Origin of the sequence: Kribbella voronezhensis, from assembly GCF_004365175.1 — a bacterium.
In the GTDB taxonomy this organism is placed as follows: domain Bacteria; phylum Actinomycetota; class Actinomycetes; order Propionibacteriales; family Kribbellaceae; genus Kribbella; species Kribbella voronezhensis.
Window position 1 is genome coordinate 2190391 of record NZ_SOCE01000001.1, and the last position, 22861, is coordinate 2213251.

Here is a 22861-nt window from a genome sequence, read left to right on the forward strand (position 1 = left end):
GCAAGAGACCGGTCATTCGCGGTCGTCCGCAACACCCTGGCGACGACGAGCCAGGAACAGCCCGGCTCCCGCCAGCACGATGACAGCGGCACCCAGTCCGACGTACAGGCCCGTGTTCGAACCGCTGTCGTCCTTGCCGCCGGACGTCACCGCTTCCAGCGTGTAGAACGGCCAGTAGCCGCTGCCGCCGTACAGCATGCCCTTGTCCTCGGGGATGGGAGTCACCTTGGCGATCCGGTCCTTGCGGTAGCCCTCCAGGTCGTTCGGGTAGTAGAGGGCGATCACCGGCGCGTCGGTGTAGAGCCGCTGCTCCATCTGCTTGATGATCTCGGCCCGCTTCGGCCGGTCGAGCTCTTTCTGCTGTTGCTGATAGAGCGCCTCGTACTGCGGGTCGCAGTAGAACGACTCGGTGCCGCCGCCCTGGCCCGAAGCGGTGGGACGCCTGCTGCAGAGGTGCGTCGCCAGCACCTCCTCCGGGTCCGGGTTCACCGACCAGCCGCTGATGGCGAGGTCGAACAACGCCGTCGTACCGGTCTCCTCGGTGAACTTGCTCGAGTCGAGCCGCTTGGTGGTCAGCGTGATGCCGATCTCCTTGAACCAGCCGGTCAGGTACTCGGCGAGCTTGTCCTCGATCGGTGTGTCGGTGTGGATGCTGAACCGGAACTGCAGTTTCCGCGACCCGTCCGGCATCGTCCGGATGCCGTCGGCACCTTTCTTGTAACCTGCGTCGTCGAGAATCTTGTTGGCCTTGGCAACATCATGGGTGACCTTCTGATCGCCGCTGGCGGACCAGAAGAAGTCCTTGTACATCGGCGGCACGATCGACCCGTCGGCCGGTACGGCGAGACCGTTCTGCACCTCGTCGACGAGCTTCTGCTTGTCGATCGCGTAGTGCAGCGCCTGCCGGACCCGCTGGTCCTTCAGCGCGGGATGGCCGTCGCCGATCGGCTTGTTGTCGCTGGTGGTGGCGCCGAGATTGACCTGCAGGTACGACGACCGGCGGCCTTGGGTGTTCCACTGGACGATGTTCGGGTCACCCTTGAGCGCCTCGAAGTCCGGCGGTGCCAGCCGGCCGATCAGGTCGATGTCGCCCTTCTTCAGCCCGACGACCGCGGCGGCCGGGTTGTCGTAGAAGATCACCTGCAACTCGTCGATCTTCGCCGGCCCGCGCCAGTAGTCCGGGTTGGCCTTCAGCTTCACGTACTGGTCCTTCTTCTGCTCCACCGCGATGTAGGGACCACTGGTGACGGCGGGGAAGTCGTCGGCCTCGTACTTCGAGATGTCGCCGACCTTCTCCCAGACGTGCTTGGGCATGATCGGGACCGGGTTGTCCAGCATCGACGCCTGCGGGGCCTTCAGCTTGATCGTGAGGTCCTGGCCGGCCGCGGTGACGCTCGCGAAGTTCTCCACCGCCGGGCCGTTCGCGGTCTTCGCCCCGTCGTCGGTCATCATCTTGGTGAACGTCCAGGCGGCGTCGTCGGCCGTGACCGGCTGCCCGTCCGACCATTTCGCGGCGCGGATCTTGAAGGTCCAGGTCAGCCCGTCCGGCGAGGTCGTCCAGGACTCGGCCAGGTCGGGGCTCGGCTGGAGGGTCTTCGGGTCCGGCACGGTCAGGAAGCCGTACATCCAGCGGTGGATCGACGAGGAGACCAGCCGGACCGCCAGAAACGGGTTCATCGAGTCCATCGCCTGGGTCGCGCCGACCCTGATCACCTTCGGCTTGGCCGGCTCCGCCGCCACCGCCGGGGATGTCAGCCCGCCGAGCGCCAGTAGCCCCATCGCCGCCAGTGCACAGATCACTTTCCGCATCCGCCGCACGCACCTTCCGCCCTGGTGTGGTTGTGGGAGAAAACCACACCATCGAGCGGTAGTGCGTCAACGATTTACCGGTTTTGTCATACTTCCGTTGCTTGGCACCGCCGGGCTGGATCAGTGCCGGGCGTTGCGGGACCAGACGAAGCAGTAGACGCCGAAGCAGGCGAAGCCCAGTGCCACGAGGGTGAGCAGGCCGGTACCGAACGGTTGGCCCTTCAGTGTGCGCAAGGCGGTGTCGAGGCCGCCGGCCTTCTTCGGGTCGTAGTCGATCGCAGCGAAGACGAAGAGCACACCGGTGACGGCGAACGCGATTCCCTTGGCGAGGTAGCCGAGCCGCCCGAGCAGGATCGTTGTCCTGGAGACACCACCGTTGAGGTCTTCGAGGAACTTCTTCTTCCAGGCCTTGTAGATCTGGTAGAGGCCGATCCCGAGGATGACCAGGCCGGCGACGGCGATCAGGAGGCGGCCGGAACCATGGGCCATCACCCGCGCGGTCAACGCCTTCTGGTTGCCGCCGCTACCGCCGGTGGCGATCTTGATGGCGCTGATCCCCAGCACGAGATAGACGATGCCGCGGCCGACGGCCGACACCTTCCGGTCGGTCTTCAGGTGTCCGTAGACAAGCTGCAGCACCCGCCAGATCACCAGCGCGAACAGGCCGATGGCGGCGATCCAGAGCAATGCCGTCCCGAACGGCTTGCTCGCGAGTTCCTGCAGGGCTCCTTGCTGGGAGGCCTGTTCCGACGTGCCGCCCCACGCGATCTGCAGGGCGATCCAACCGATGAGCAGATACACCAGACCGTAGGCGATCAGGCCGACGGTGATCGACCAGTCGTAGACGCGGCTCTGCTGGGCTTGCTGGGCGGTCCTCATACGGTCTTGGTACCCCCCTGCAAACGCCTGCTCAGGCCGAGACCGGCGCAGTCGCCTCGCGATCGGCTTCCTCGACGTCGCCGTACTCGCCGGCCTTCCAGGCTCGCCGGCCGAGCGTCCAGACGTAGACGAAGAACCCGGCCTCGGCGAGCACACCGATCCCCACCCGTACGGCGGTCGGCAGCGGCGACGGGGTGACGAAGGCTTCGATCATCCCGGTGACCAGGAGGATCACCGCCAAGCCGATCGCCATCCCCACCGTCGCGCGGCCGGTCTGGGCGAGTGCCTGCATCCGGGTCCGTGGACCCGGTGCGATCCACGACCACCCGAGCCGCAGACCGGCCGCGCTGGCGACGAACACGGCGGTCAGCTCGAGCAGGCCGTGCGGAGTGATCAGGCCGAAGAACACGCCTGCCTTGTCGTGGCTGATCATCACGCCGGCCACGACGCCGAGGTTCTCCGCGTTGCTCCACAGCACGAACATGGTGGGCACCAGCAGCACACCGATCGCGAGCACGGCGGCGGAGATGGTCGCGTTGTTGATCCAGACGTGCAGCGCGAAGTCCTGGGCCGGATTCTCGGAGTAGTAGCTGGCGAAGTCCTTGTCGACCAGTTGCTGGATCTGCGCCGGTGTCGCGACGGAGTCGAGCAGCTCCGGGTGCGCGATGATCCGCCACGCGATCCACGCGGCAACTACGTAGAACAACAGGCCGATGGTCAGCCACCAGCGACGTGAGGCGTACAGCGCTGCGGGGAAGCTCACCAGGAAGTACCGCGAGATGTCACGCCAGACAGGAGCCTGTACGCCGGTGACGGCACCCCTGGCGTCCGCTATGAGGCCCGACAGCCGCCCGACCGTGACCGGGTCGGCTCCCCCTGCTCGCAGGGCCGACAGATGGGTACCGACGCGCTGGTAGAGCAGCACGAGCTCGTCGGCCTCGGTACCGGTCAGCCGTCGCTGCCGCCGGGTGAGCTGCGCCAACCGGTCCCACTGAGGCTGGTGAACCGACACGAATGCCTCTACGTCCATCCCGCCCCCTCCGTCCGGTCCCGCCCAGTCTCCCGTACGGCGGGGTCGGGGGCACGCAGCGGCCCTGCTATGCAGGACACTGGTCGCAGGAGGGAGGCGGACGTGTCTCAGCTGGTCACGGGGGAAGCAGTCGTCCTCCAGGTGCGGATCGCGCGGATGCCGACCCGCGCCCTCGCCTGCGCGATCGACGTGGTCATCCAGGGGATCGTGCTGGCCATCTTGTTCACCACGTTGTTCGGCTTCCTGCTCACGAGTGCCAGCCCGGCGCTGAGGGGAGCGATCGTCTTCTTCGTCCTGCTGCTGGTGCTGGTCGGCTACCGCGTGGTGATGGAGACGCTCACCCGCGGCCGCACGCTCGGCAAGCTGATGCTCGGCCTCAAGGTGGTCCGCGACGACGGCAGCTCGATCCGGTTCCGGCATGCGCTGGTCCGGACCTTGCTGTGGCTGTTCGTCGACTTCGCGCCGTGGTTCGCCGCCAGCCCGGGCATCGTGACGAGCCTGATGAACAAGCAGGGCAAGCGGATCGGCGACCTCGTCGCAGGCACCGTGGTGATCCGCGAACGGCACCAGCCGATGGCCTCCCCGCCGCTGTTCGTACCGGCGCATCTGGTGCAGTGGGCGCACTCACTGGAGCTGTCCCGGCTCTCCGACGAGCTGGCCAACACGGCCCGGGAGTACCTCGCCCGCTACACCGAGCTGGAGCCGGGCGCGCGGATCGCGCTCGGCGACGCGCTCGCCTTCCGTGTCGGCGGAGTGACGGCACCAGCACCGCCCGTGCAGCTCTCGTCGCCCGCGTTCCTGTCCGCAGTACTGGCCGAGCGCCGTCGCCGCGAACTGAACCGGCTGGCAACCCAAGGCCCTCGATTCGTGGCCTACACCGGACCCTTCGGCACCGCGTACGCACCGCCCAGCCCGTACGGCGCCCTGCCGCCGGCCCCACAGCCCCAGCTGCACCCGCAAGGCATGCCCTACCCCCAGCCGCCTGCGCGCGTAGTACCGCAAGGTGAGCCGACGAAGGTCAACGCGCAGGGCTGGCATGCACCGGGTAGCGAACCCGATCAGTGGTCGTAACTGTCTGAGGCGCCAGGCAGACTGCGTGGGGTGAACTTCTCTCAGGCCCTCCGGTCGGCCCGGCAGGAACGACACCTCAGCCAACTCGACCTCGCGCTCCGCGCCGGCACCACCCAGCGGCACCTCAGCTTCATCGAGTCCGGGCGTTCGCAGCCGGGACGCACCATGGTCGTCCGCCTGGGCGAATCGCTGGAACTCTCACTCCGCGACCGCAACGACCTGCTGCTCGCCGCCGGCTACGCCCCGGTCTATCCGCAGACCGGACTGGACGACCCCGCACTGGAGCACGTGCGATCGGCGCTCGACCACATCCTCGCCGGACACCTGCCGTACCCCGCAATCGTCGTCGATGCCGACCACAACCTCGTGCTGGCGAACGACGCCTTCAGCCTGTTCACGGAAGGCGTTGCGGAGAAGCTGCTCGAACCACCGGTGAACGTCCTGCGGTTGTCGCTGCACCCCGACGGCGTGGCGCCGCGGATCGCCAATCTCTCCCAGTGGGCCCAGCACATCCTGGACCGCCTGCCACCGGGCGAGTTCCGCGACGAACTGGCCGCCTACGTCCCGCATGTCGAGCCGGGCCCCGACCATGTCGGCTTCGCCGCGCCCATGCACCTGCGCTCTCCCCGCGGCGACCTGCACCTCACGACGACGATCACCACCTTCGCCACCGCCCTCGACGTGACCGTCGCCGAGTTGAAGCTGGAAGCCTTCCTCCCCGCGGACGCCGAGACCGCCGCCCTGCTGACTCAGGGATTGGGGAACTGATAGTCGGTGCGAATGCGCCGATCGCTGTCGATCAGCAGGATCTCGAGTCCTTCGCCGACGACCTCGCCGTCGGCGGTGGAGACCATCTCCCAGCTGAACCTGACCAGGTCGTCCAGCCGTACGGCGTTGTCCCGCGGCCGGAAGATGTACTTGCCGTCAGCAACGAACTCCTCGTAGCTGCGGGCGACCCGGGCCTCGAGTTCGTCGTACCCGGTCGCCGTCAGCGTCGTCGCCGCGAACCCGAGCCCACCCGCGGCCGCGCGGATCTCCTCCGGCGGGTGCAGCAGGTGGGTGCCGTTCTCGGTCCAGAGCTCCTCGATCGTCCGGCGGCGCCGCTCGGCGTCGGGCTCGCCCCAGACTCCGACGTACCGGGCGACCAGGTCACGCGTGCTGCTGTCGATCATCGATTTCTCCTTGCCTGACAGTGTTTTCTCGACAGCACTGATCCTGCTGTGCGGTCGCGGCACTCTCAATTCCCGGCAGGGAATGGCCCGGAGAACGCAGCGACGCCCCGCGAGCAGCTCGCGGGGCGCCGGTGCGTACGTCGTACTGGTGACTCAGTAGCGGTAGGCGTCCGACTTGTACGGACCCTCGACCGGTACGCCGAGGTACTCGGCCTGCTCCTTGGACAGCTCGGTGAGCTTCACACCGAGTGCGTCGAGGTGCAGCCGGGCGACCATCTCGTCGAGGTGCTTGGGCAGCACGTAGACGTCGGTCGGGTACTCGTTCGTCTTCACGAACAGCTCGATCTGCGCGAGCACCTGGTTCGTGAACGAGTTCGACATCACGAACGACGGGTGACCGGTGGCGTTGCCCAGGTTCAGCAGCCGGCCCTCGGACAGGATGATCACGGTGTGACCGTCGGCGAAGCGGAACTCGTCGACCTGCGGCTTGATCGTGACCCGCTCGATGCCCGGGGTCTTGTACAGGCCGGCCATGTCGATCTCGTTGTCGAAGTGGCCGATGTTGCCGACGATCGCCTGGTGCTTCATCCGCGACATGTGGTCCGCGGTGATGACGTCCTTGTTGCCGGTGGTGGTGACGAAGATGTCGGCGATGCCGACGACGTCGTCCAGCGTGGTGACCTGGTAGCCGTCCATCGCCGCCTGCAGCGCGCAGATCGGGTCGATCTCGGTGACGATGACCCGGGCGCCCTGGCCGCGCAGCGACTCCGCACAGCCCTTGCCGACGTCGCCGTACCCGCAGACGACCGCGACCTTGCCGCCGATCAGCACGTCGGTCGCGCGGTTGATGCCGTCGATCAGCGAGTGCCGGCAGCCGTACTTGTTGTCGAACTTCGACTTGGTGACCGAGTCGTTGACGTTGATCGCCGGGAACAGCAGCGCGCCGGCCTTGTGCATCTCGTACAGCCGGTGCACGCCGGTGGTGGTCTCCTCGGTGACGCCCTTGATGCCGGCCCCGATCGTGGTCCAGAGCTGCGGGTCTTCCTTCAGCGTCCGGGTCAGCGTGGTCAGGACGACGGCGTACTCCTCGGAGTCCGCGGTCGACGGGTCCGGTACGGCGCCCGCCTTCTCGAACTCGGTGCCCTTGTGGACGAGCATGGTGGCGTCGCCGCCGTCGTCCAGGATCATGTTCGGGCCGTCAGCACCGGGCCACTTCAGCGCCTGCTCGGTGCACCACCAGTACTCCTCGAGCGTCTCGCCCTTCCAGGCGAAGACCGGGACACCCTTGGGCTCGTCCGCGGTACCGTCCGGGCCGACGACGACCGCCGCGGCCGCGTGGTCCTGGGTGGAGAAGATGTTGCAGGAGACCCAGCGCACCTCCGCGCCGAGCGCCGTCAGCGTCTCGATCAGCACGGCGGTCTGGATGGTCATGTGCAACGAGCCCATGATCTTGGCGCCGGACAACGGCTTGCTGTCGCCGTACTGCGCGCGCATCGCCATCAGGCCCGGCATCTCGTGCTCGGCGAGCCGGATCTCCTTGCGACCGAACTCGGCGAGTCCGAGATCTGCCACCTTGTAATCGAACGTCATGCGGTGCCGCTCCCTTGAGGGTGTCGGTTGAGGTCAACGGGTCGAGCCTAGGGGTCGCGCGGGTGGCAGGTGCACCGGAACGGGCTTTCCTGACACTGAAATGTCAAGATTGGTGTCATGCGGATCACTGAGGCAGCCCGCGGGCTGGGCACCACCCCCAGAATGTTGCGCTATCGCGAGGCGCTCGGCCTGCTCCCCCGCTCCCGCGCCAGCCGCGGCACCCAACGCCAGTACGACGCCCGCGACCTCGCCGCGGTCCGGCTCGCGCTCGAACTGGAACACCGGTACGACGTGACGCCGGCCGCCCTCGCCTTCGCCCTCCGAGCCCTCGCCGAACCCTCGGTAGCCGCCGACATCCGCAACCTCGGCTACCGAACCGGCCGCCTCTCCACCCCACCCAGCCCCGCCGAAATAGACCGAGAACGCGCCCTCCACTGGCTCGGCCGCTCCGGCGTTCTCCCACCCCCACACAACCGCCCCCGCTGAACCCGCGTCGCGTCCTCCTTCGTCAGACGCTCGACCCACCCACCCCAGGACGCCGCTCCTCCGTCGCGGCTAGACGCTTCACCAGCACCCCGCCTGCCGCTCCCGCAACCGCCGCTGGCTTCAACGGCTACTGCGTTGCGGGTCAAGCCCAAATCCCCCGGGGAGCTGGCGCTTGTCGACGACCGGAGCGTTCACGGCAACGACTGCCGCGAGCGTCGCTGGCTCCGACTGTTACGGGGGTTGTGTGTTGAGCGCCAGTCCCGCAGGAACTGGTTGTTGGGGCCAGCGCGCCGTAGTACTCACGGCAACGGCAGGAGGTCGTCCCTGTCGGACGGAGCCGGTCCTCACGCACTCTGAGCGGTGCTCATCCTCGGGCGTTGGGTGAAGGCGGCTCGGTAGGCGGCTGGGGTCATGCCGAGGTGGCGGTTCAGGTGCTGGCGGAGGGACTCGCCGGAGCGGAGGCCGCTGCGGCGGGCCACGTGGTCGACGGTGAGATCGGTGGTCTCCAGCAGTTCGCGGGCACGCAGCAGCCGCTGCTGGAGTAGCCACTGGAACGGCGTCACACCAGTTTCGGTGGTGAACCGGCGGGTCAGCGTCCGCACACTGACCTGGGCCCGGCCGGCCAGGTCGTGCAGGGAGATGGGCAGGTCCAGATGCTGCAGTGCCCAGATGCGGGCCGCGTCCAAGGAGGAGCGCTGTTGTCCTTCACCGATCCGCTGTGGCGGGAGTTTGCCGAGATGAGCTACATAACCGAGCGCCCGTTTGTCGTGGACGACAGCGCTATCCGCGACACCTTCGGACAAGCCTTCCACCCTCCGCGAAGCACTGGCGGCCTGAGACCGCTCACCACCACCATCGTCGGTGGGTCGCCAAAATCTCGGTTGCTCTGTAGCCGGGCGTAGGAATACTGGTTGTCGTTCCTTGAGCTGGGCTGCTTCCGGCTGTTCGGATTGGGCTAGTGGAAGGGCCTGCGAGAACCACATGCACGTTGACCAAGTGGACGTGACCGCCGAAGTTGTTGCGACCTTGATCCAGGAGCAGTTCCCGCAGTGGAACGGCCAGGCGATTCGACGCCTGCCGTCGACGGGGACGGTCAACGCCATCTTCCGGATAGGGGACGACCTGTCTGCGCGCTTCCCGCTGCGGCTGGCCGATGCTGCCGAGGTGCTGGCGGTTCTGGAACGGGAAGCCCGGGCGAGTGCGGAGCTCGCACAGGTGTCTCGGTTTCCCGTCCCCGAACCCGTCGCGTTGGGAAGGCCGGGAGCGGGGTACCCGATGCCGTGGTCGGTGCAGACCTGGCTGCCGGGAACGATCGCCTTCCACGCCGACGCCAGTGGGTCGAACGCTTTTGCCGAGGACCTTGGGGCGTTCATCGCAGCCCTGCGAAAGGCCGACACACGAGGACGACTCTTCAGCGGCGAAGGTCGTGGCGGCGTACTCGCCGACCACGACGAATGGATGGCGAAGTGCTTCGAGGAGAGCGAGGGGTTGCTCGACGTGCCCCCGCTGCGCCGACTGTGGAGCCGTTTCCGGGAGCTGCCGCGCACGAGTGCCGATGTGATGAGCCATGGTGACTTGATTCCCGGCAACGTACTGGTCGAGGGAGACCGGCTCAGCGGCGTACTGGACACCGGCGGCTTCGGCCCGGCCGATCCCGCGCTGGATCTGGTCGGCGCGTGGCACCTGTTGCAGGCCGGCCCGCGCGATGTCCTCCGACGGACACTGGCTTGCGACGACCTCGAGTGGGAGCGCGGCAAGGCCTGGGCATTCCAACAGGCGATGGGCGTCGTCTGGTACTACGTCGACACCAACCCGACGATGAGCAAAATGGGCTGCCAAACCCTCGACCGCATCCTGCAGTCGATGGAGTAACACCTCACCCCAAGACGCCTGCACCGAACTACGACGCCTCAGCGGCTGGACCAACTCCACGAGCACACCCACGCGAACACAACGCAGTAGCCGTTGGAGCCAGCGGCGGTTGCGGTAGCGAGCCGGCGGACTGCTGGTCAAGCAACCAGCTGCGACGCAGGAGCAGCGACCCGGGGGTGGGTGGGACCAGCGGCCGACGCAGGAGGGCGCGAAGCGGGTGCGTTTAGTGGGAAGGGGCCTCGGGGACGGCGGGGCGTTCGTCTGGGGTGTAGGTCTCGCTGTAGATGTCCGGCTCCAGGTAGATCTGTTGCGCCATCGGTTCCGCCGCGCGGATCGCTCGTTCGGCTGCGTCGATGGTTTCGGCCACCACAGCCGCGTCCGTGGTGGGGGCTACTGCGAGCTTGGCCGCGACCAGGAGCTCCTCCGGGCCTAGGTGCAGCGTCTTGATGTGGATCAACCGCTGTACACCGGGCACGCTCTCGATGGCGGTGACGATGTGCGACTGGACCTCGCGGGTCGCGGACTCGCCGAGCAGCAGCGACTTCATCTCGATGGCCAGGAAGATCGCGACGCAGACCAGCAGGGCGCCGATCGCCATCGAGCCGAGGCCGTCGAAGACTCCGTTGCCGGTGGCAAGAGTCAGCACGACGCCGATCAGGGCCAGCACCAGGCCGGTCAGCGCGGCGAAGTCCTCCAGCAGGATGACCGGCAGCTCAGGAGCCCTTGCGTTGCGGACGAAGCGGGTCCACCCGACCGAGCCGCGCAGTTTGTTCGCCTCGACGATCGCCGTACGGAACGACAGCGACTCCATCGCGATCGCGGCGACCAGGACGGCGACCGGCACCCACTTCCAGTGCTCGATCGCGTGCGGCTCGTGCACCTTGTGGTAGCCCTCGTACAGCGCGAACAATCCACCGACGCTGAACAGCACGATGGCGACGATGAAGGAGTACACGTACCGCTCGCGGCCGAAGCCGAACTGGTGCAGTTCGTCGGCCTCCCGCTTGGCCCGCTTCGCACCGACCAGCAGCAGGACCTGGTTGCCCGCGTCGGCGAGCGAGTGGATCGCCTCGGCCAGCATCGAGGCGGACTGGGTCAGCCCCCAGGCGGCGAACTTCGTGACCGCGATACCGGTGTTCGCCAGCAGCGCCGCGACGACGGCCTTGTTACCGCCACCTGCCATTTCGGTGATCCTCCAGTGAAATAAGGGGCTTCAGCCTGTGGACACGACGAAAGCCGTGCCGGAACCCCGCAGATTACAGGGTCCTTCGGGTCCTCGGAGGAACGCCGACTGACCGGTGGACAACTCGACGGTGTCTTCGGTGCCCTCAGCACCTACCGTCACCGTTCCCTCAACGCACGCGACGATCCGGGGACCTTCCGCGCGCACGTCCACCTCGCCGGCGACCTCGACCCGGCGGACGGCGAAGTACTCACAGCCGGTCTCGTACGCCGTGACGCCGGCCGCCTCGTCACTGCCTTCCAGCACGGGCGAGGTGAGCGGCTCGAAGTCGACCACGGAGACGAGCTCCGGTACGTCGACATGCTTGCGGGTGAGCCCGCCACGCAGGACGTTGTCCGAGTTCGCCATCACCTCGAACCCGGTGCCGTGCAGATACGCGTGCACGTTCCCGGCCGGCAGGTACACCGCCTGGAACCGCTCCAACCGGACCCGGTTGAGCAGCAGGGCGGCCAGTACGCCGGGGTCGTCGGGGAAGTCCACGCAGAGCTTGTCGAGCGTCTCGATCTCCACGGCCCACGCAGTACCGTCGTACCGGCGGCACGCCTCGCCGAGTGCGGCGACCAGCGGCCGGATGGAGTCCCGGTCGGAGCTCATGAAGTGCGTGAACGCGTCGCGCAACTTCCCGTCCCGGAGCAGATCGGCCAGTTCCTGCAGCTCCGGAGCGCCGAGCGCCTCCAGCAAGGCGACCGACTCGTCGAGCGGCCGGAACCCGACCAGCGCGTCGAACGGTCCGAGCGCGATCAGGATCTCCGGCTTCGGCCAGGAGTCCTTGTAGTTCCGGTCGGCGGCGTCGCGCGGAATCTCCGCCGCCTCGTCCCGGGCATACCCGTCGATCGCCTGCGACCGCGACGGGTGCGCCTGGATCGACAACGGCTGCTCGGCGGCGAGCAGCTTCGCCAGGAACGGGAACCGTCCCTCGAACCGCTCGGCCGTCTCCTCACCCAGTACTGCGGCGGGCTCGGCCGACACCAACTGGTACAGCGACTCGCCGCCGACCAGCGACGACGCCGACTCGTGCGCGCCCATCCAGAGCTCCGCCTGCGGGTTCCCGTCCGGCTCCACCCCGAGCAGCTCGGGGAGTGCGGTCCGCGAGCCCCAGGCGTAGTCCCGGATGGTGTTCTGCAGCCGAGCTACCACGCCGGATCCTCCGCGGGGTTGCCTGGCGCCGACCGGTCGTCGACCGGCGTGCCGTAGCGGCCGAGGCCGATCCCCAAGTACGCCGCGGCGTAGCGGCCGTGCTGGGTCAGGGCCGCGTAGCGCGCCACGTCGGTGCCGTTGGCCTGGGTGACGACATGCACCCGGACCTCGTGCCGCTCGGCCTTCTCCTGCAGCTTCCGCTGGGTCTCCATGACGCCCTCGTCCTCCACCCCGTCGTCCAGGATGATCAGACCGGGGCGGAGATCCTCCTGCTTGTCGAAGGGGTCCGCGAACACGTCGCGCGGTGGCTGGCTCGCAAGCACAGGCAGCAGGTGTCCCGCGTCGGCAGCGAGCGCCGGGCGCCCACTGGCCAACCGCATCGCCTCGACGACACGACGGGCAGCACGAGCCGCCAGCACCGAGCCACCCCACACCAGGGGCAGCGCGTCAGCCAGCATCAACGACAGATCCTTCGCCGGGTTCGACGCGACGTCGTTGTTCGGCGAGCACTCGATGGCGACCTCGTCCAGCATCGCCGCGACCGCGTCCGCGTCCACCGCGGGCCCTAGCTCCATCTGGTGCAGCGCCTGCAGTACTGCGACGGCGGCGGCCAACTGGTCGTCCGACTGCGACGGGAGCCGGATGGCGTGCCGCGAGCCGGCCGAAGCCTGCGCGACGGGCGAGTCCTCCGGCGACGCGACCATCAGCCCGCAACCACGGCGTACGGCCTCGGAGGCTGCCGACATCGCGCCGGAGTCCTCCGACGTCCCGCCGAGGACGATCACCAGGTCGAGCGGGCCGGTCCAGCCCGGCAGGCCGGGACCGGGCCAGGCCACGAACGGCACCGGGCAGACCGGCTCGAGCACGGCTCGCACCAGCCGGGCATCGCGACCGGCGGCCACGATCGCACGGGGCCGGAAGCCGTCGCTGCCCAGACCGGCCAGCACGTCCGAGGAGAACGCGATCTCGGCCCGGACGCGAGCGCCCGCACCCGCCAGGCGGCGCAGCAGATGATCGGTCGCCCGGAGTGCGGCGGGGTCGTCCAGCCGCGAGTCGTCGAAGAGGCTCATGCCTGCGAGTTCTCCTGGCGGGTCTCGCGGGCCTCGTCGATCAGCAGTACGGGGATGTCGTCACGGACCGGGTACGCCAGGGCGCAGGTCGCGTTGGTGCAGACCAGCTCGTTCGCCTCGTCGTCCACCCGGAACTCCGAGCGGCACTTCGGGCAGACCAGGATGCTGAGCAGGTCGGGGTCCAGGTTGATGTTAGGGGGAGTCATCAGTTTCCTTCTCGGGTGGATGCGCCGGTGATCAGGGCCAGTACCTCGTCCCGGACCCGCTCCATGGTGGCGGCGTCCGGAGCCTCGACGTTCAGCCGCAGCAGCGGCTCGGTGTTCGACGCGCGGACGTTGAACCACCACGTCCCCGCGTCGACCGTCAGACCGTCCAGATGGTCAACGGTAATCCCGTCAGTGCCGGAGTAGGTGTCTTCGATCGCGGCGACTGTCGCGGCCGCGTCGTCCACCCGGCTGTTGATCTCGCCCGAGGCCACATAGCGCTCGTAGACGGCGAACAACTCACTGGCCGGCAGGTCCTGCTCACCGAGCGCCGCGAGCACGTGCAGTGCCGCGAGCATCCCGGTGTCGGCCCGCCAGAAATCGCGGAAGTAGTAGTGCGCCGAGTGCTCGCCGCCGAACACGGCGTCGGTCTCGGCCATCTTCTGCTTGATGTAGGAGTGCCCGACCCGCGCGCGCACCGGCGTACCGCCGTGCTCGGTGATCAACTCGGGCACCGCCTTGGACGTGATCAGGTTGTGGATCACCGCCGAGCCCGGGTGCTTGGCCAGCTCCCGTACGGCGACGGCGCCGGTGACCGCGCTCGGCGAGATCGGCGCGCCCTTCTCGTCGACGACGAAGCAGCGGTCGGCGTCGCCGTCGAAGGCCAGCCCGAGATCCGCGCCCACCTCGACCACCTTGGCCTGCAGGTCGACCAGGTTCTTCGGGTCCAGCGGGTTCGCCTCGTGGTTGGGGAAGTTGCCGTCCAGCTCGAAGTACATCGGCACGATCTCGACCGGGCCGGTCGCGAACACGGCCGGCACGGTGTGCCCGCCCATCCCGTTCCCGGCGTCGACGACGACCTTGAGCGGGCGGATGCCGCTCAGGTCGACGAGGTCGTTGAGATGATCGGCGTACGCCGTCAGCAGGTCCTTGTGCACCACCTTGCCGGGCACCGCGACGCTGATCGGTCCCTCGGTCACCGCCTTGGCGACCAGGTCCGCGATGTCGCGCAGGCCGGACTCCGAGCCGACCGGGGACGCCCCCGCGCGGCACATCTTGATCCCGTTGTACTTCGCCGGGTTGTGGCTCGCGGTGAACATCGCACCGGGCAACTGGAGCCGGCCGGAGGCGAAGTACAGCTGGTCGGTGGAGGCCAGGCCGATGTCGATCACGTCGGCGCCGGTGCTGGTCACACCCTCGGCGAACGCGGCCGCCAGCCCGGGGCTGGACGGGCGCATGTCGTACCCGATCACCACCGACCCGGGGCCCGCGAGCACGTCCAGGACCTCGACGAACGCCGCCCCGGTCGCCCGGGCCACCGCCTCGTCCAGCTGGTCCGGAACGACCCCGCGGACGTCGTACGCCTTGAAGATCGCAGCAACGTCAACCATGAGGTGGACCCTATCCGGCCCCGGGCCTCTACCGTGTTTCAGGCTTGGTCGAACCAGCCCGGTGTCTTCCGGTGGTGCACGTCCGGGAGCTGCCGCGGTACGACCGGAGCGGCCCACTGGACGGCGTTCGCGAGGATCTGCTGGACCTCCGGCTGGTGGTAGGTCGGGTACTCCTGGTCGCCCGGGCGGAAGTAGAACACCCGGCCCTGACCGCGCCGGTAGCAGCAGCCCGAGCGGAACACCTCGCCACCGGAGAACGAGCTGACGAACACCAGCTCATCCGGCTGCGGTACGTCGAACAACTCGCCGTACATCTCCTCCTGCGGGATCACCAGCGGATGCGGTACGCCGGCCGCGATCGGGTGCCCGGCGGCGACGGTCCAGAGCAGCTCGCGGTCGTCCTCCGACCGCCAGTCGAGCGAGCACGTCGTACCCATCAACTTCTTGAAGATCTTCGAGAAATGCGCCGAGTGCAGGGCGATCAGGCCCATCCCGGACAGCACCGCCTCCTGGACGCGCTCGACGACGGCGTCGTCCACGTCGCCGTGCGCGCGGTGCCCCCACCAGGTGAGCACATCGGTCTCGGCGAGCACTTCCTCGGTCAGCCCGTGCTCGGGTTGCTGCAACCACGCCGTACGGACCTTCACCTCGTCGCCGAGCTTCGCCCGCAGGCCGGCGGCGATCGTCTCGTGCATGGTGTCGGGGTAGATCTTCTGAACCGCGGCGTCGTCCTGCTCGTGGACGTTCTCGCCCCAGACGGTGACGTTAAGCATCGAGTACGACCTCTCGTCCTGCCTGCGCCGAGGCGTAACAGGCGTCGATGACCTGGGTCCGGACGAGTGCCTCGGACCCGATGTGCGCCGACCAGTCGCCGCTCAGCACGATGGCGACGAACTCGCTGACGACCGCGCGGTGACCGAGTCCCGCGCCGGTGGCGGGCCGCACCTCGGCGGGCACGCCCGCGACGTCGGTGAAGATCCGCAGCGTGTCGGTACTGGTGTAGTTCTGTACTTCGATCTTCGCGCCGCCCTCGGTACCGAACAGCTCGATCCCGAAGTTGTCGCCGGGAGCGCGGTACGTCGCCCAGCTCGTCTCCAGCTGCAGCGCACCGCCGCCCTCGAGCCGCAGGTACGCCGTGGCGAGGTCCTCCACCTCGAACTTGGAGCCGAGCGTGTCGACGGTCGGCCGGATCACACTGGCGGAGCTGCCGCGGCCGCGCGGACCGAGCTCGGCGAAGGTGTTCGCGCTGACCGTGGTCACCTTCGGCTCGTTCAGCAGGTGCAGGGCCAGGTCGAGGATGTGCACGCCGAGGTCGATCAGCGGGCCGCCACCGGACAGCTCGCGGTTGGTGAACCAGCCGCCCATGCCGGGGATGCCGTTGCGGCGCATCCAGTGCGCCTTCGCGTAGTAGATGCGGCCCAGCTGGCCCTCGTCGATCTGGTGCTTCAGGGCCGCGACGTCGCCGCGCTCGCGGTGGTTGAACACCACCTTCAGCACCTTGCCGGCCTTCTTCGCGGCCTCGACCATCGCCTGGCCTTCGGCGACGGTCCGGGCCAGCGGCTTCTCGCACAACACGTGCAGGCCCTTGTCCAGGGCGGCCAGCGCGATCGGCGCGTGCAACTGGGTCGGCGTCCCGATGCTGACGGCATCGAGGCCGGGGGTCTCGACCAGGTCCTCCCACTTCTCGAAAAGCTGCGGCACCCGGAACTTCTCACCGAGGTCGGCGAGAATGTCCTTCTCCAGGCCGGCGAGCGCGACCACCTCGACATCGGGCAGCTCGGCGAAGGCTTCCAGGGCGGTCCGGCCGGCGAATCCCAGCCCGACGACTCCGACGCGTAGTTTTTGATCGTTCACAGCGCAAGAGTCTTGTCAGTCGATGACAACGTCGTCAACCTCATCCCACGCTACGGAACGCGGTCGTGCGTCCGCGCTCGGGGGAGTTCGTCGTACGCCAAGGTCGGTGGGAGCCGGACCGCCACGCCATCAGTACCAGGTGGTGTGCGGTGAGTCGGCGGCCCTTTCAGGCGCGAAGAAGCGCAGCCGGAGCGCCTACTGATGGTGTGGCGGTCCTGCCCCAGCCTGGTTCAGGCTTGTTCTTTGTTGTCGTGGCCGGGGGTGTCGTCCGGGTCGCGCAGCATGCGGAGGTGACCGCGGCGGGCGACCTCGACCGGAGCACCAGGCACCGGCTGTCCGGGGCGAGTCGGCGGCAGCGGGCGAGCCGCTTCCCGTACGGCGTTCGCCAGCGCCTCGAGGTCGTCGTTGGACGGGCCGGCCGCCGCGGGATCCGGAGCCAGCCGGATCACCTCCCAGCCGTTCGGGGCGGTGAGACGGTCGGCGTGATCCGCGCAGAGGTCGTAGCAGTGCGGTTCGGCGTACGTGGCCAACGGACCGAGGACGCAGGTCGAGTCGGCATAGACGTAGGTGAGCGTCGACACGGCCGGCCGATGGCAGGCGGCGCGCGAACAGATCCTGGCGATGCTCACGTCCAGACGCTACCCCCACTAGGCTGATCGCGTGACCGAGGCTCGCCGTCATCGCAGGCACATCGACCGCCATGGGCGCGGCATGCTCGGACCGATCAGCCGGCCGAGCAGCTTCGCGCCGCGTGGTCTACCGCTGCAACGGTCGGCCGCGGCCCAGTTCGACGAGGTCGTCGCGATCGAGGTGACCCGCCTGGAGAAGCGCCTCCCCCAGGTCGTCGCCCGGGTCGAGTTCGCCATCGAGGACGTCCCGAACCTCGACCTGCACGCAGGTCAGATCCCCCTCACCCACTCCACCGGCGGCACGTCCCACGAGCCCTACCGCATCATCGTCTTCCGCCGCCCCATCGAACTGAGAGCCGAACGCTCCGGCACCAGCCTCGCGTGGCTGGTCCGCTCCGCCCTCGTCCTCGAACTGGCCGACGTCCTGGCCCTCTCCCCCGAACAAATAGACCCCGACTTCGACACCGACGAAGACTGAGCCTCCGTACGCCGACCCGCTTCGCGCCCTCCTCCGTCGGCCGCTCGACCACCCACCCCGGATCGCCGCTCCTCCGTCGCGGCTCGAACAGCGGTAGGCAGCACCTCGTGCCTGACGAACAGGTGGCCTGGTCGTTCGGCATACACGCCTCACGCCTTCACCGTCGGGCGCCTGACCCGCCCGCCGCAAGTCGCTCGACCTCCGCCGCCAGGTAGCCGGTCCTTCGTCGCGGCTCAAGCGGCAGCGGGTTTTTCCGGGATGCCAAGTGGAAACTTTTCGTCGCCATTTGCAAGTTTCTTTCCAAGCAAGGCGCGCGAAGCTGGCCTGTTAGTTGAGCGCAGCCTTGGTGTCCGGTTCTGCGCCCAGCTGTGCGCGGAAGACGAGCGACGTGGTCAACGGCCACGCGGCTACCTGCGGTGTGTCTTCGGGGTCCGCCTTCGCGGCGGGCATCAAGGTGGCGCCGGCGACGATGTCGCCCCGAAGCTGCTCGACCATCAGGTACGTCGGCTTCGTCTGCGGTTTGAAGGTGATCACGTTGGTGGCCCCGCCGATGACGTCGAGGGAGCGGGTCTGGATCACCTTGTCGGTCGCGTCGCGGAGTTCGAAGCGGACGCCGGCCGTGTCGCCCGGTGCCGTCACCTGCAGGACCACTGGCTGATCGTGGGGCGGCAGGACGACGTACGCCGGTCCGCGCAGCGGCTCCGTCGCGCCCAGGGTCGAGAACTCGGTGACCGCGGAGTTCGTCATCCGGGTCGCGGCGGTGATCGGCTGGTCGGCGGTGACCGTGATGGCGGACGCGTACTTCTTCAGCACGCCCTCCAACCGGATCACCTTGGTCGACCCGGCCGGGATCTGCATGGTCGACAACTCGGCCGGCTTGAACGGTCCGTTCGGCCCGTTGATCGTCAGCGTCGCGGACGCCTGCAGGTCGCCAGGGTTCACCACAGTGAGAACCCGTACGCCGCTCCCGCCGGCCAGTGCTGGCACGGTCACCTTCAGCGCCGGCTGGGTCGAGGTGTTCAGCCAGTCGACTCCGGCCGGGGTCTTGCCGCTGCTCGCGTTGTCCCGGAGTGCCGGGGCGACCCGGCCGCCGGTGGAGACCACGTGGAGGGCGAGATCCGGGAGCTTCACCACCTGGCCCAGGTAGATCTCGGCGGTGCCACGAGCGGGCACCACGACGCCGCGCGCGTTCGGAACGTCCTGGACGCCGGTGGCCGAGTAGAAGGTGACGTTCACCTCGGCGTTCACGCTGTCCAGGTTCGTCAGCACCAGCACGTCCCGGCGATTCACAGCACCCGAAGCACCCACGAACCAGAAGTCGGATCCCGGCAACTGACACGGCACGCTCGCCATGCCGCGATTGACGCCTTCCTCGGCGACCGTCGTACTGGTCGCTACCGCGCCGGCGGCCAACGGCCCTGTACCGCGGATCGACAGCGGCTGCAGATTCGCCGTACGCGCAGTGGAAGCGATCTTGCCGCGCGCGAGCACCGAGCCGACCGGGTCGGATGTGGACGGCAGGGGCGCGATCGACAGCGGCGCCGAGTCGCCCGCGGCCGTCGGGGTGTCCTCGGGAAGGCTCGGCGCTACTGCGTTCACCCAGGAAGCCACTTTGCCGCCGAGACCGGGCACCGGGCAGGCCAGCGCAGTGCGGTTCACCACTGTCCGCGTGGGCTCCTCGACGCCCTCTGCTCGAGTCACCGGCGCCTTGGCGTGCGTGATCGCTCCCAGCCCACCGACGACGGCCAGCGCGAGCACGCAGGCACCGATGCGGACACGGAGGTCGGACAGCAGGCCGGTCATGAGGACCTCCTGGCGTGCGTCCCGTGCGGCACCGCGACCGTTCGGCGGGCCGTCGGCATGCAGGAGATCAGCGCGATGATCCAGGCGATGATCCCGAGCACCCGCCACAGGTTGCGGGTGGTGTCGTTCAGTGGTGCCTTGCCGTCGATCGTCGACCGGTCGATCAGCCAGGACGCGTCGTCACCCTCGGCGCTCGCCCTGGTCAGCCCTGGCAGCGAGTCGAGCGTCGACATGAGCGTCGGGTCGACGGGCGCGGGCAGGTACAGGTAGTCGACGTCGAGTGCGGCCAACTGCCGCCCCTCCTCGCCGGTCCCGCCGCCACCGAGTGTCGACAGTACGTCGGTGAGTGGCTTGGTCTGGGCCGCTGTCGGCGCAGCCTCCAGTGACCCCATCCGCGGCCCGCCGTTGCGCACCAGCGAGTACCGCATCGGACTGTTCGGCACCTTGCGCACCACCAGGATCGACGCGTACTGCGGCGGGCCCTGCGATGACTGCAGGTACGCCGGGAGGTCCTGCTCCGGTCCTAGCCGGAGCGGGCCGTCGTCGCCACGTACCAGCCAGAAGCCCGCCGTGACGATCGTCGTCACCAGAACCACACCGAGCACACCTTGGATGATGAGTTCGCGAGACTTCCCGACGGAGTCCCAAGCCACGGTGACCGCGACGATCCACCCAGCGCTCATCAGGAACATCAGCGGCCCACTGCCACCACCGAGACGGCTCGCGATCAACGTGCCGGCCAGGCCGGCCAGCGCGACGAGCCAGCCGAGCAACTCGTACCGCTGACGCGACTCGCGGGTCAGCGCCAGCAGGGCCACCAGAATGAGCGGCACCGCGAACCACCAAGGTGCAGGCGCGCCAACCGGCGTACCGGTCAGCAGGCGGGCGATGCTGTCGCCAGGACCCACGGCTGCGGTCGGCGGACCACCGGCCTCCTGGCCGAGGCGGGACGGATGCAGCACGAGCTGGATGGTCCAGGGCAGGACCAGCACCAGCCCGAGGAAGACCGAGAAGACGAGCTGGCGACCTTGTCGCCGCCAGCCGAGCCCGAGCAGTGCGCCGGCCACCAGCGCGATCCCGGCCAGCAGTCCCAGCGCCGGCGTGAAGGCCAAGAGGACGGCCTGGCAGATCCCGGCGAACCAAGCGGCCCGCCAACTGCCCTGAATGACGACCCGGCGACGCCTGGCGACGGTGTGCACAGCGGCACCGAGCAGGGGCAGCACGATCGCCGCCACACAGGTCCCGAGTCGCCCCTGCGAAACCGCTCCGTTGGTGAAAACCGCCAGCCCGTACGCCGCTGCGCCCCACGCTCGGGCAACCCTGTCGACGACAAACGCGCGCAGCAGTCCCCATGCCGCCAGGGCAGCCAGCGGAATCGCGCCCATTAGCAGCACGTTCGTGGCTCCGGCCGGGCCGAAGGTGACAGTCGAAAGAGCCCAGAACTGGGAAAGCCAAGCGGGCGGAGTCACTCCGGGCGGCGCTGATGCGGCCGCGTGCCAGAGGGACCCGAGGCTCTCGTGCGGAGGCAGCAGCAGGTGCGACCGCAGGACGCCGCTGCCGATCAAGCTGCGGGCGGCGATGAAAGCGCCGAGGAACAGGACCGCCCAGACCACCAGGAACGGCCGGCGAATCAACTGGCGGCGCCAGCGCGGCTGGTCGACCGCGACGCGGGCCGTGCTCTTGGCCCGGCGAGCCGTGGTGACGACCTGCTCCTCGGGCTCGTCGGCCCAGGCCTCGCGCAACCGCTCGGAGATGGTGCTGCCGGTCTCTTCGAGGTTGTGCCGCAACGCGTGCACGGAGCGGCCGAAGAGCGACTTGATGTCGTCGTACGGGACCTGGTCCAGATTGCGGCGGTCCTTGCGGGCCTGGGTCCAGCCGCCCGCGAGGACGGTGCCCAGCAATGCGGTCCACTCGTCGACGGCACCCGAGGGTGTCTTGCCGAGCAGGAACCACAGCGACCGGAAGGTGGCGCCGAGGAGGAACCTGAGGATCAGCAGCGGAAGCAGTCTGCTCGGAGCGTTCGCGAGCACGGTGTAGTAGGCGTGCGCGCGGTCGAGCTGGTAGGCGTGCCGCCTGGTGCCGGCCAGCGCCCGCTCACCCGTCGCGGCGGCCTGGGCGTGGTAGACGACCGCGTCCGGCGCGACGCCGACCTTGAAGCCGGCCCGGCTGGCCCGCCAGCCGAAGTCGATGTCGTCGCGGAACATTGGCAGTCGCGGGTCGAAGCCCTTCAGTGACTCCCAGACGTCGCGGCGGACCAGCATCCCGGCCGAGCTGACCGCGAGCACGTTCCGCGGCTGGTCGTGCTGGCCCTGGTCGAGTTCGCCGACCTCGATCCCGGTGTCGCGCCGGCCGCCGAGCGACGTGGTGACGCCGACCTCGAGCAGTTCGCGATCCCGCGGCCACAACCGCAGCTTGGGTCCCCAGACGGCCGTGTCCGGAGACATTGTGGCCTGCAGCAACAATTGTTCGAGCGCCTTCGGAGCCGGCGCGCAGTCGTCGTGCAGCAGCCAGAGCCACTCGACCACCGGCATGTGGCCGTCGTCGCCGTACGGCCCGACGGCGGACGGGACCGGGGCGAACCCGACCGTCTCCAGTCCGCGAGCGACCGCCGTACCGAAGCCCGTGCGGGCGGACAGGCTCACCACGGGCTCGACCGCGGGCATCGTGGCCAGCAGTTCGGCGGTCTCGTCGGTGGAGCCGGTGTCGACCGCGATCAGCCGTTCCGGCCTGCGGCCGAGGGCCCACAGGGCCTCGGTCAGCCTCGGGAGCCAGGCGGCACCTTCGTGCCCGACCACGACCGCGGTGACGACGTGCCGGACCGGTGCGCGACCCATCGGGTCGCCTGTGAGGTCGGTCGGGAAATCGACGGAGTCGAAGAAATCCCAGCCGGCCGGAGCTTCTGGTTCCATGCGGAGCAGTGACACCTCAGGGGTAGGACGGTCTGCCTCGACCCGCTCAGGCCGCGGCGAGGACTGAGCTTACGCGAACCCTGACAGTGCCCCTACACAACCGCGGGACCCGTACACAGCCGCGGGCCCCGGTGGACAGAGTCCGGCCGGGGCCTCACACGAAGTCTGTGTTCAGTTTTCCGTTGCGGCGCAGCAGCCACCGGCGACGGCGGGGTGGCAGGGCACCACCACGCGT

General features: G+C 68.7%; 21 protein-coding genes. 5 read left to right on the forward strand and 16 right to left on the reverse strand.

Annotated elements, in window-relative coordinates; all coding sequences use genetic code 11:
* Positions 1-12 precede the first annotated feature (12 nt).
* The 3 genes from EV138_RS09850 to EV138_RS09860 all read right to left on the reverse strand — a co-directional run bounded on the left by EV138_RS09850 (position 13) and on the right by EV138_RS09860 (position 3718).
* Entirely contained in the window at positions 13-1809 is a 1797-nt protein-coding gene (locus EV138_RS09850) for an ABC transporter substrate-binding protein (RefSeq protein ID WP_133978074.1), read from the reverse strand.
* A 120-nt stretch (positions 1810-1929) separates the two neighbouring features.
* Positions 1930-2688: a DUF1206 domain-containing protein gene (locus EV138_RS09855; RefSeq protein WP_133978075.1), complete on the reverse strand. Its 759-nt coding sequence runs from the start codon at positions 2686-2688 to the stop codon at positions 1930-1932.
* Between the two features lie 31 nt (positions 2689-2719).
* The gene (locus tag EV138_RS09860) at positions 2720-3718 is read right to left on the reverse strand and encodes a stage II sporulation protein M (protein WP_133978076.1); all 999 of its coding nucleotides are present in this window, start codon (positions 3716-3718) and stop codon (positions 2720-2722) included.
* A gap of 102 nt (positions 3719-3820) precedes the next feature.
* Between EV138_RS09860 and EV138_RS09865 the strand changes: the two genes are divergently transcribed.
* Both EV138_RS09865 and EV138_RS09870 read left to right on the forward strand, forming a co-directional pair.
* Positions 3821-4789, forward strand: a complete 969-nt coding sequence (locus tag EV138_RS09865) for an RDD family protein (RefSeq protein ID WP_238158047.1) — start codon at positions 3821-3823, stop codon at positions 4787-4789.
* A 30-nt stretch (positions 4790-4819) separates the two neighbouring features.
* Positions 4820-5557, forward strand: coding sequence for a helix-turn-helix transcriptional regulator (locus EV138_RS09870; RefSeq protein ID WP_133978077.1), 738 nt, complete (start codon positions 4820-4822; stop codon positions 5555-5557).
* Here the strand turns inward: EV138_RS09870 and EV138_RS09875 are convergent.
* Together EV138_RS09875 and ahcY are read right to left on the reverse strand one after the other, a co-directional pair.
* Positions 5539-5961: a hypothetical protein gene (locus tag EV138_RS09875; protein ID WP_133978078.1), complete on the reverse strand. Its 423-nt coding sequence runs from the start codon at positions 5959-5961 to the stop codon at positions 5539-5541. The genes EV138_RS09870 and EV138_RS09875 overlap by 19 nt on opposite strands.
* A gap of 153 nt (positions 5962-6114) precedes the next feature.
* Positions 6115-7551: an adenosylhomocysteinase gene (gene ahcY / locus EV138_RS09880; protein ID WP_112246711.1), complete on the reverse strand. Its 1437-nt coding sequence runs from the start codon at positions 7549-7551 to the stop codon at positions 6115-6117.
* Between the two features lie 117 nt (positions 7552-7668).
* On the opposite strand from ahcY, the gene EV138_RS09885 reads away from it, so the two are divergent.
* A complete protein-coding gene (locus EV138_RS09885; RefSeq protein WP_133978079.1) occupies positions 7669-8037 on the forward strand; it encodes a MerR family transcriptional regulator in 369 nt (122 codons plus the stop codon).
* Between the two features lie 344 nt (positions 8038-8381).
* On the opposite strand, the gene EV138_RS09890 is transcribed toward EV138_RS09885, so the two are convergent.
* Positions 8382-8840, reverse strand: a complete 459-nt coding sequence (locus EV138_RS09890; RefSeq protein ID WP_202866681.1) for a helix-turn-helix domain-containing protein — start codon at positions 8838-8840, stop codon at positions 8382-8384.
* Between the two features lie 178 nt (positions 8841-9018).
* Here EV138_RS09890 and EV138_RS09895 point away from each other — a divergent pair, with 178 nt between their 5' ends.
* Complete coding sequence (locus EV138_RS09895; protein ID WP_133978080.1) at positions 9019-9909, forward strand: aminoglycoside phosphotransferase family protein; 891 nt, start codon at positions 9019-9021, stop codon at positions 9907-9909.
* Between the two features lie 223 nt (positions 9910-10132).
* Here EV138_RS09895 and EV138_RS09900 read toward each other — a convergent pair whose 3' ends face one another.
* The 8 genes from EV138_RS09900 to EV138_RS09935 form a co-directional block, all read right to left on the reverse strand.
* The gene (locus EV138_RS09900) at positions 10133-11092 is read right to left on the reverse strand and encodes a cation diffusion facilitator family transporter (protein WP_133978081.1); all 960 of its coding nucleotides are present in this window, start codon (positions 11090-11092) and stop codon (positions 10133-10135) included.
* Between the two features lie 30 nt (positions 11093-11122).
* Positions 11123-12289: a mannose-6-phosphate isomerase, class I gene (gene manA, locus EV138_RS09905; RefSeq protein WP_133978082.1), complete on the reverse strand. Its 1167-nt coding sequence runs from the start codon at positions 12287-12289 to the stop codon at positions 11123-11125.
* The gene (locus tag EV138_RS09910; RefSeq protein WP_133978083.1) at positions 12283-13359 is read right to left on the reverse strand and encodes an SIS domain-containing protein; all 1077 of its coding nucleotides are present in this window, start codon (positions 13357-13359) and stop codon (positions 12283-12285) included. The genes manA and EV138_RS09910 overlap by 7 nt, the downstream gene beginning before the upstream one ends.
* Entirely contained in the window at positions 13356-13565 is a 210-nt protein-coding gene (locus EV138_RS09915; RefSeq protein WP_166678543.1) for a Trm112 family protein, read from the reverse strand. Before EV138_RS09915 ends, EV138_RS09910 begins: the two co-directional genes overlap by 4 nt.
* A complete protein-coding gene (locus EV138_RS09920; protein WP_133978084.1) occupies positions 13565-14953 on the reverse strand; it encodes a phosphomannomutase/phosphoglucomutase in 1389 nt (462 codons plus the stop codon). The genes EV138_RS09915 and EV138_RS09920 overlap by 1 nt, the downstream gene beginning before the upstream one ends.
* 38 nt (positions 14954-14991) lie before the next feature.
* Positions 14992-15726, reverse strand: coding sequence for a ThuA domain-containing protein (locus EV138_RS09925; RefSeq protein WP_133978085.1), 735 nt, complete (start codon positions 15724-15726; stop codon positions 14992-14994).
* Complete coding sequence (locus tag EV138_RS09930) at positions 15719-16807, reverse strand: Gfo/Idh/MocA family protein (protein WP_133978086.1); 1089 nt, start codon at positions 16805-16807, stop codon at positions 15719-15721. The genes EV138_RS09925 and EV138_RS09930 overlap by 8 nt, the downstream gene beginning before the upstream one ends.
* Positions 16808-17037: 230 nt before the next feature.
* Positions 17038-17436, reverse strand: coding sequence for a DUF3499 domain-containing protein (locus tag EV138_RS09935; RefSeq protein ID WP_133978087.1), 399 nt, complete (start codon positions 17434-17436; stop codon positions 17038-17040).
* Between the two features lie 31 nt (positions 17437-17467).
* Here EV138_RS09935 and EV138_RS09940 point away from each other — a divergent pair, with 31 nt between their 5' ends.
* Positions 17468-17914: a metallopeptidase family protein gene (locus EV138_RS09940; protein WP_238158048.1), complete on the forward strand. Its 447-nt coding sequence runs from the start codon at positions 17468-17470 to the stop codon at positions 17912-17914.
* Between the two features lie 327 nt (positions 17915-18241).
* On the opposite strand, the gene EV138_RS09945 is transcribed toward EV138_RS09940, so the two are convergent.
* Positions 18242-19717 carry a DUF5719 family protein gene (locus EV138_RS09945; protein WP_133978088.1) on the reverse strand — a complete coding sequence of 492 codons (1476 nt, stop codon included), beginning with the start codon at positions 19715-19717 and terminating at the stop codon, positions 18242-18244.
* A complete protein-coding gene (locus tag EV138_RS09950) occupies positions 19714-22626 on the reverse strand; it encodes a glycosyltransferase family 2 protein (RefSeq protein WP_133978089.1) in 2913 nt (970 codons plus the stop codon). The genes EV138_RS09945 and EV138_RS09950 overlap by 4 nt, the downstream gene beginning before the upstream one ends.
* Positions 22627-22861 lie beyond the last annotated feature (235 nt).

Excerpts from the sequence above, each read along its gene's own strand:
- EV138_RS09855 (WP_133978075.1), bottom strand. The coding sequence starts at position 2,688 with ATGAGGACCGCCCAGCAAGCCCAGCAGAGCCGCGTCTACGACTGGTCG.
- EV138_RS09920 (WP_133978084.1), bottom strand. The coding sequence starts at position 14,953 with ATGGTTGACGTTGCTGCGATCTTCAAGGCGTACGACGTCCGCGGGGTC.
- EV138_RS09950 (WP_133978089.1), bottom strand. The coding sequence starts at position 22,626 with ATGGAACCAGAAGCTCCGGCCGGCTGGGATTTCTTCGACTCCGTCGAT.
- EV138_RS09860 (WP_133978076.1), bottom strand. The coding sequence starts at position 3,718 with ATGGACGTAGAGGCATTCGTGTCGGTTCACCAGCCTCAGTGGGACCGG.
- EV138_RS09875 (WP_133978078.1), bottom strand. The coding sequence starts at position 5,961 with ATGATCGACAGCAGCACGCGTGACCTGGTCGCCCGGTACGTCGGAGTC.
- EV138_RS09850 (WP_133978074.1), bottom strand. The coding sequence starts at position 1,809 with ATGCGGAAAGTGATCTGTGCACTGGCGGCGATGGGGCTACTGGCGCTC.
- EV138_RS09915 (WP_166678543.1), bottom strand. The coding sequence starts at position 13,565 with ATGACTCCCCCTAACATCAACCTGGACCCCGACCTGCTCAGCATCCTG.
- EV138_RS09925 (WP_133978085.1), bottom strand. The coding sequence starts at position 15,726 with ATGCTTAACGTCACCGTCTGGGGCGAGAACGTCCACGAGCAGGACGAC.
- EV138_RS09885 (WP_133978079.1), top strand. The coding sequence starts at position 7,669 with ATGCGGATCACTGAGGCAGCCCGCGGGCTGGGCACCACCCCCAGAATG.
- EV138_RS09910 (WP_133978083.1), bottom strand. The coding sequence starts at position 13,359 with ATGAGCCTCTTCGACGACTCGCGGCTGGACGACCCCGCCGCACTCCGG.
- EV138_RS09900 (WP_133978081.1), bottom strand. The coding sequence starts at position 11,092 with ATGGCAGGTGGCGGTAACAAGGCCGTCGTCGCGGCGCTGCTGGCGAAC.
- ahcY (WP_112246711.1), bottom strand. The coding sequence starts at position 7,551 with ATGACGTTCGATTACAAGGTGGCAGATCTCGGACTCGCCGAGTTCGGT.
- EV138_RS09945 (WP_133978088.1), bottom strand. The coding sequence starts at position 19,717 with ATGACCGGCCTGCTGTCCGACCTCCGTGTCCGCATCGGTGCCTGCGTG.
- EV138_RS09895 (WP_133978080.1), top strand. The coding sequence starts at position 9,019 with ATGCACGTTGACCAAGTGGACGTGACCGCCGAAGTTGTTGCGACCTTG.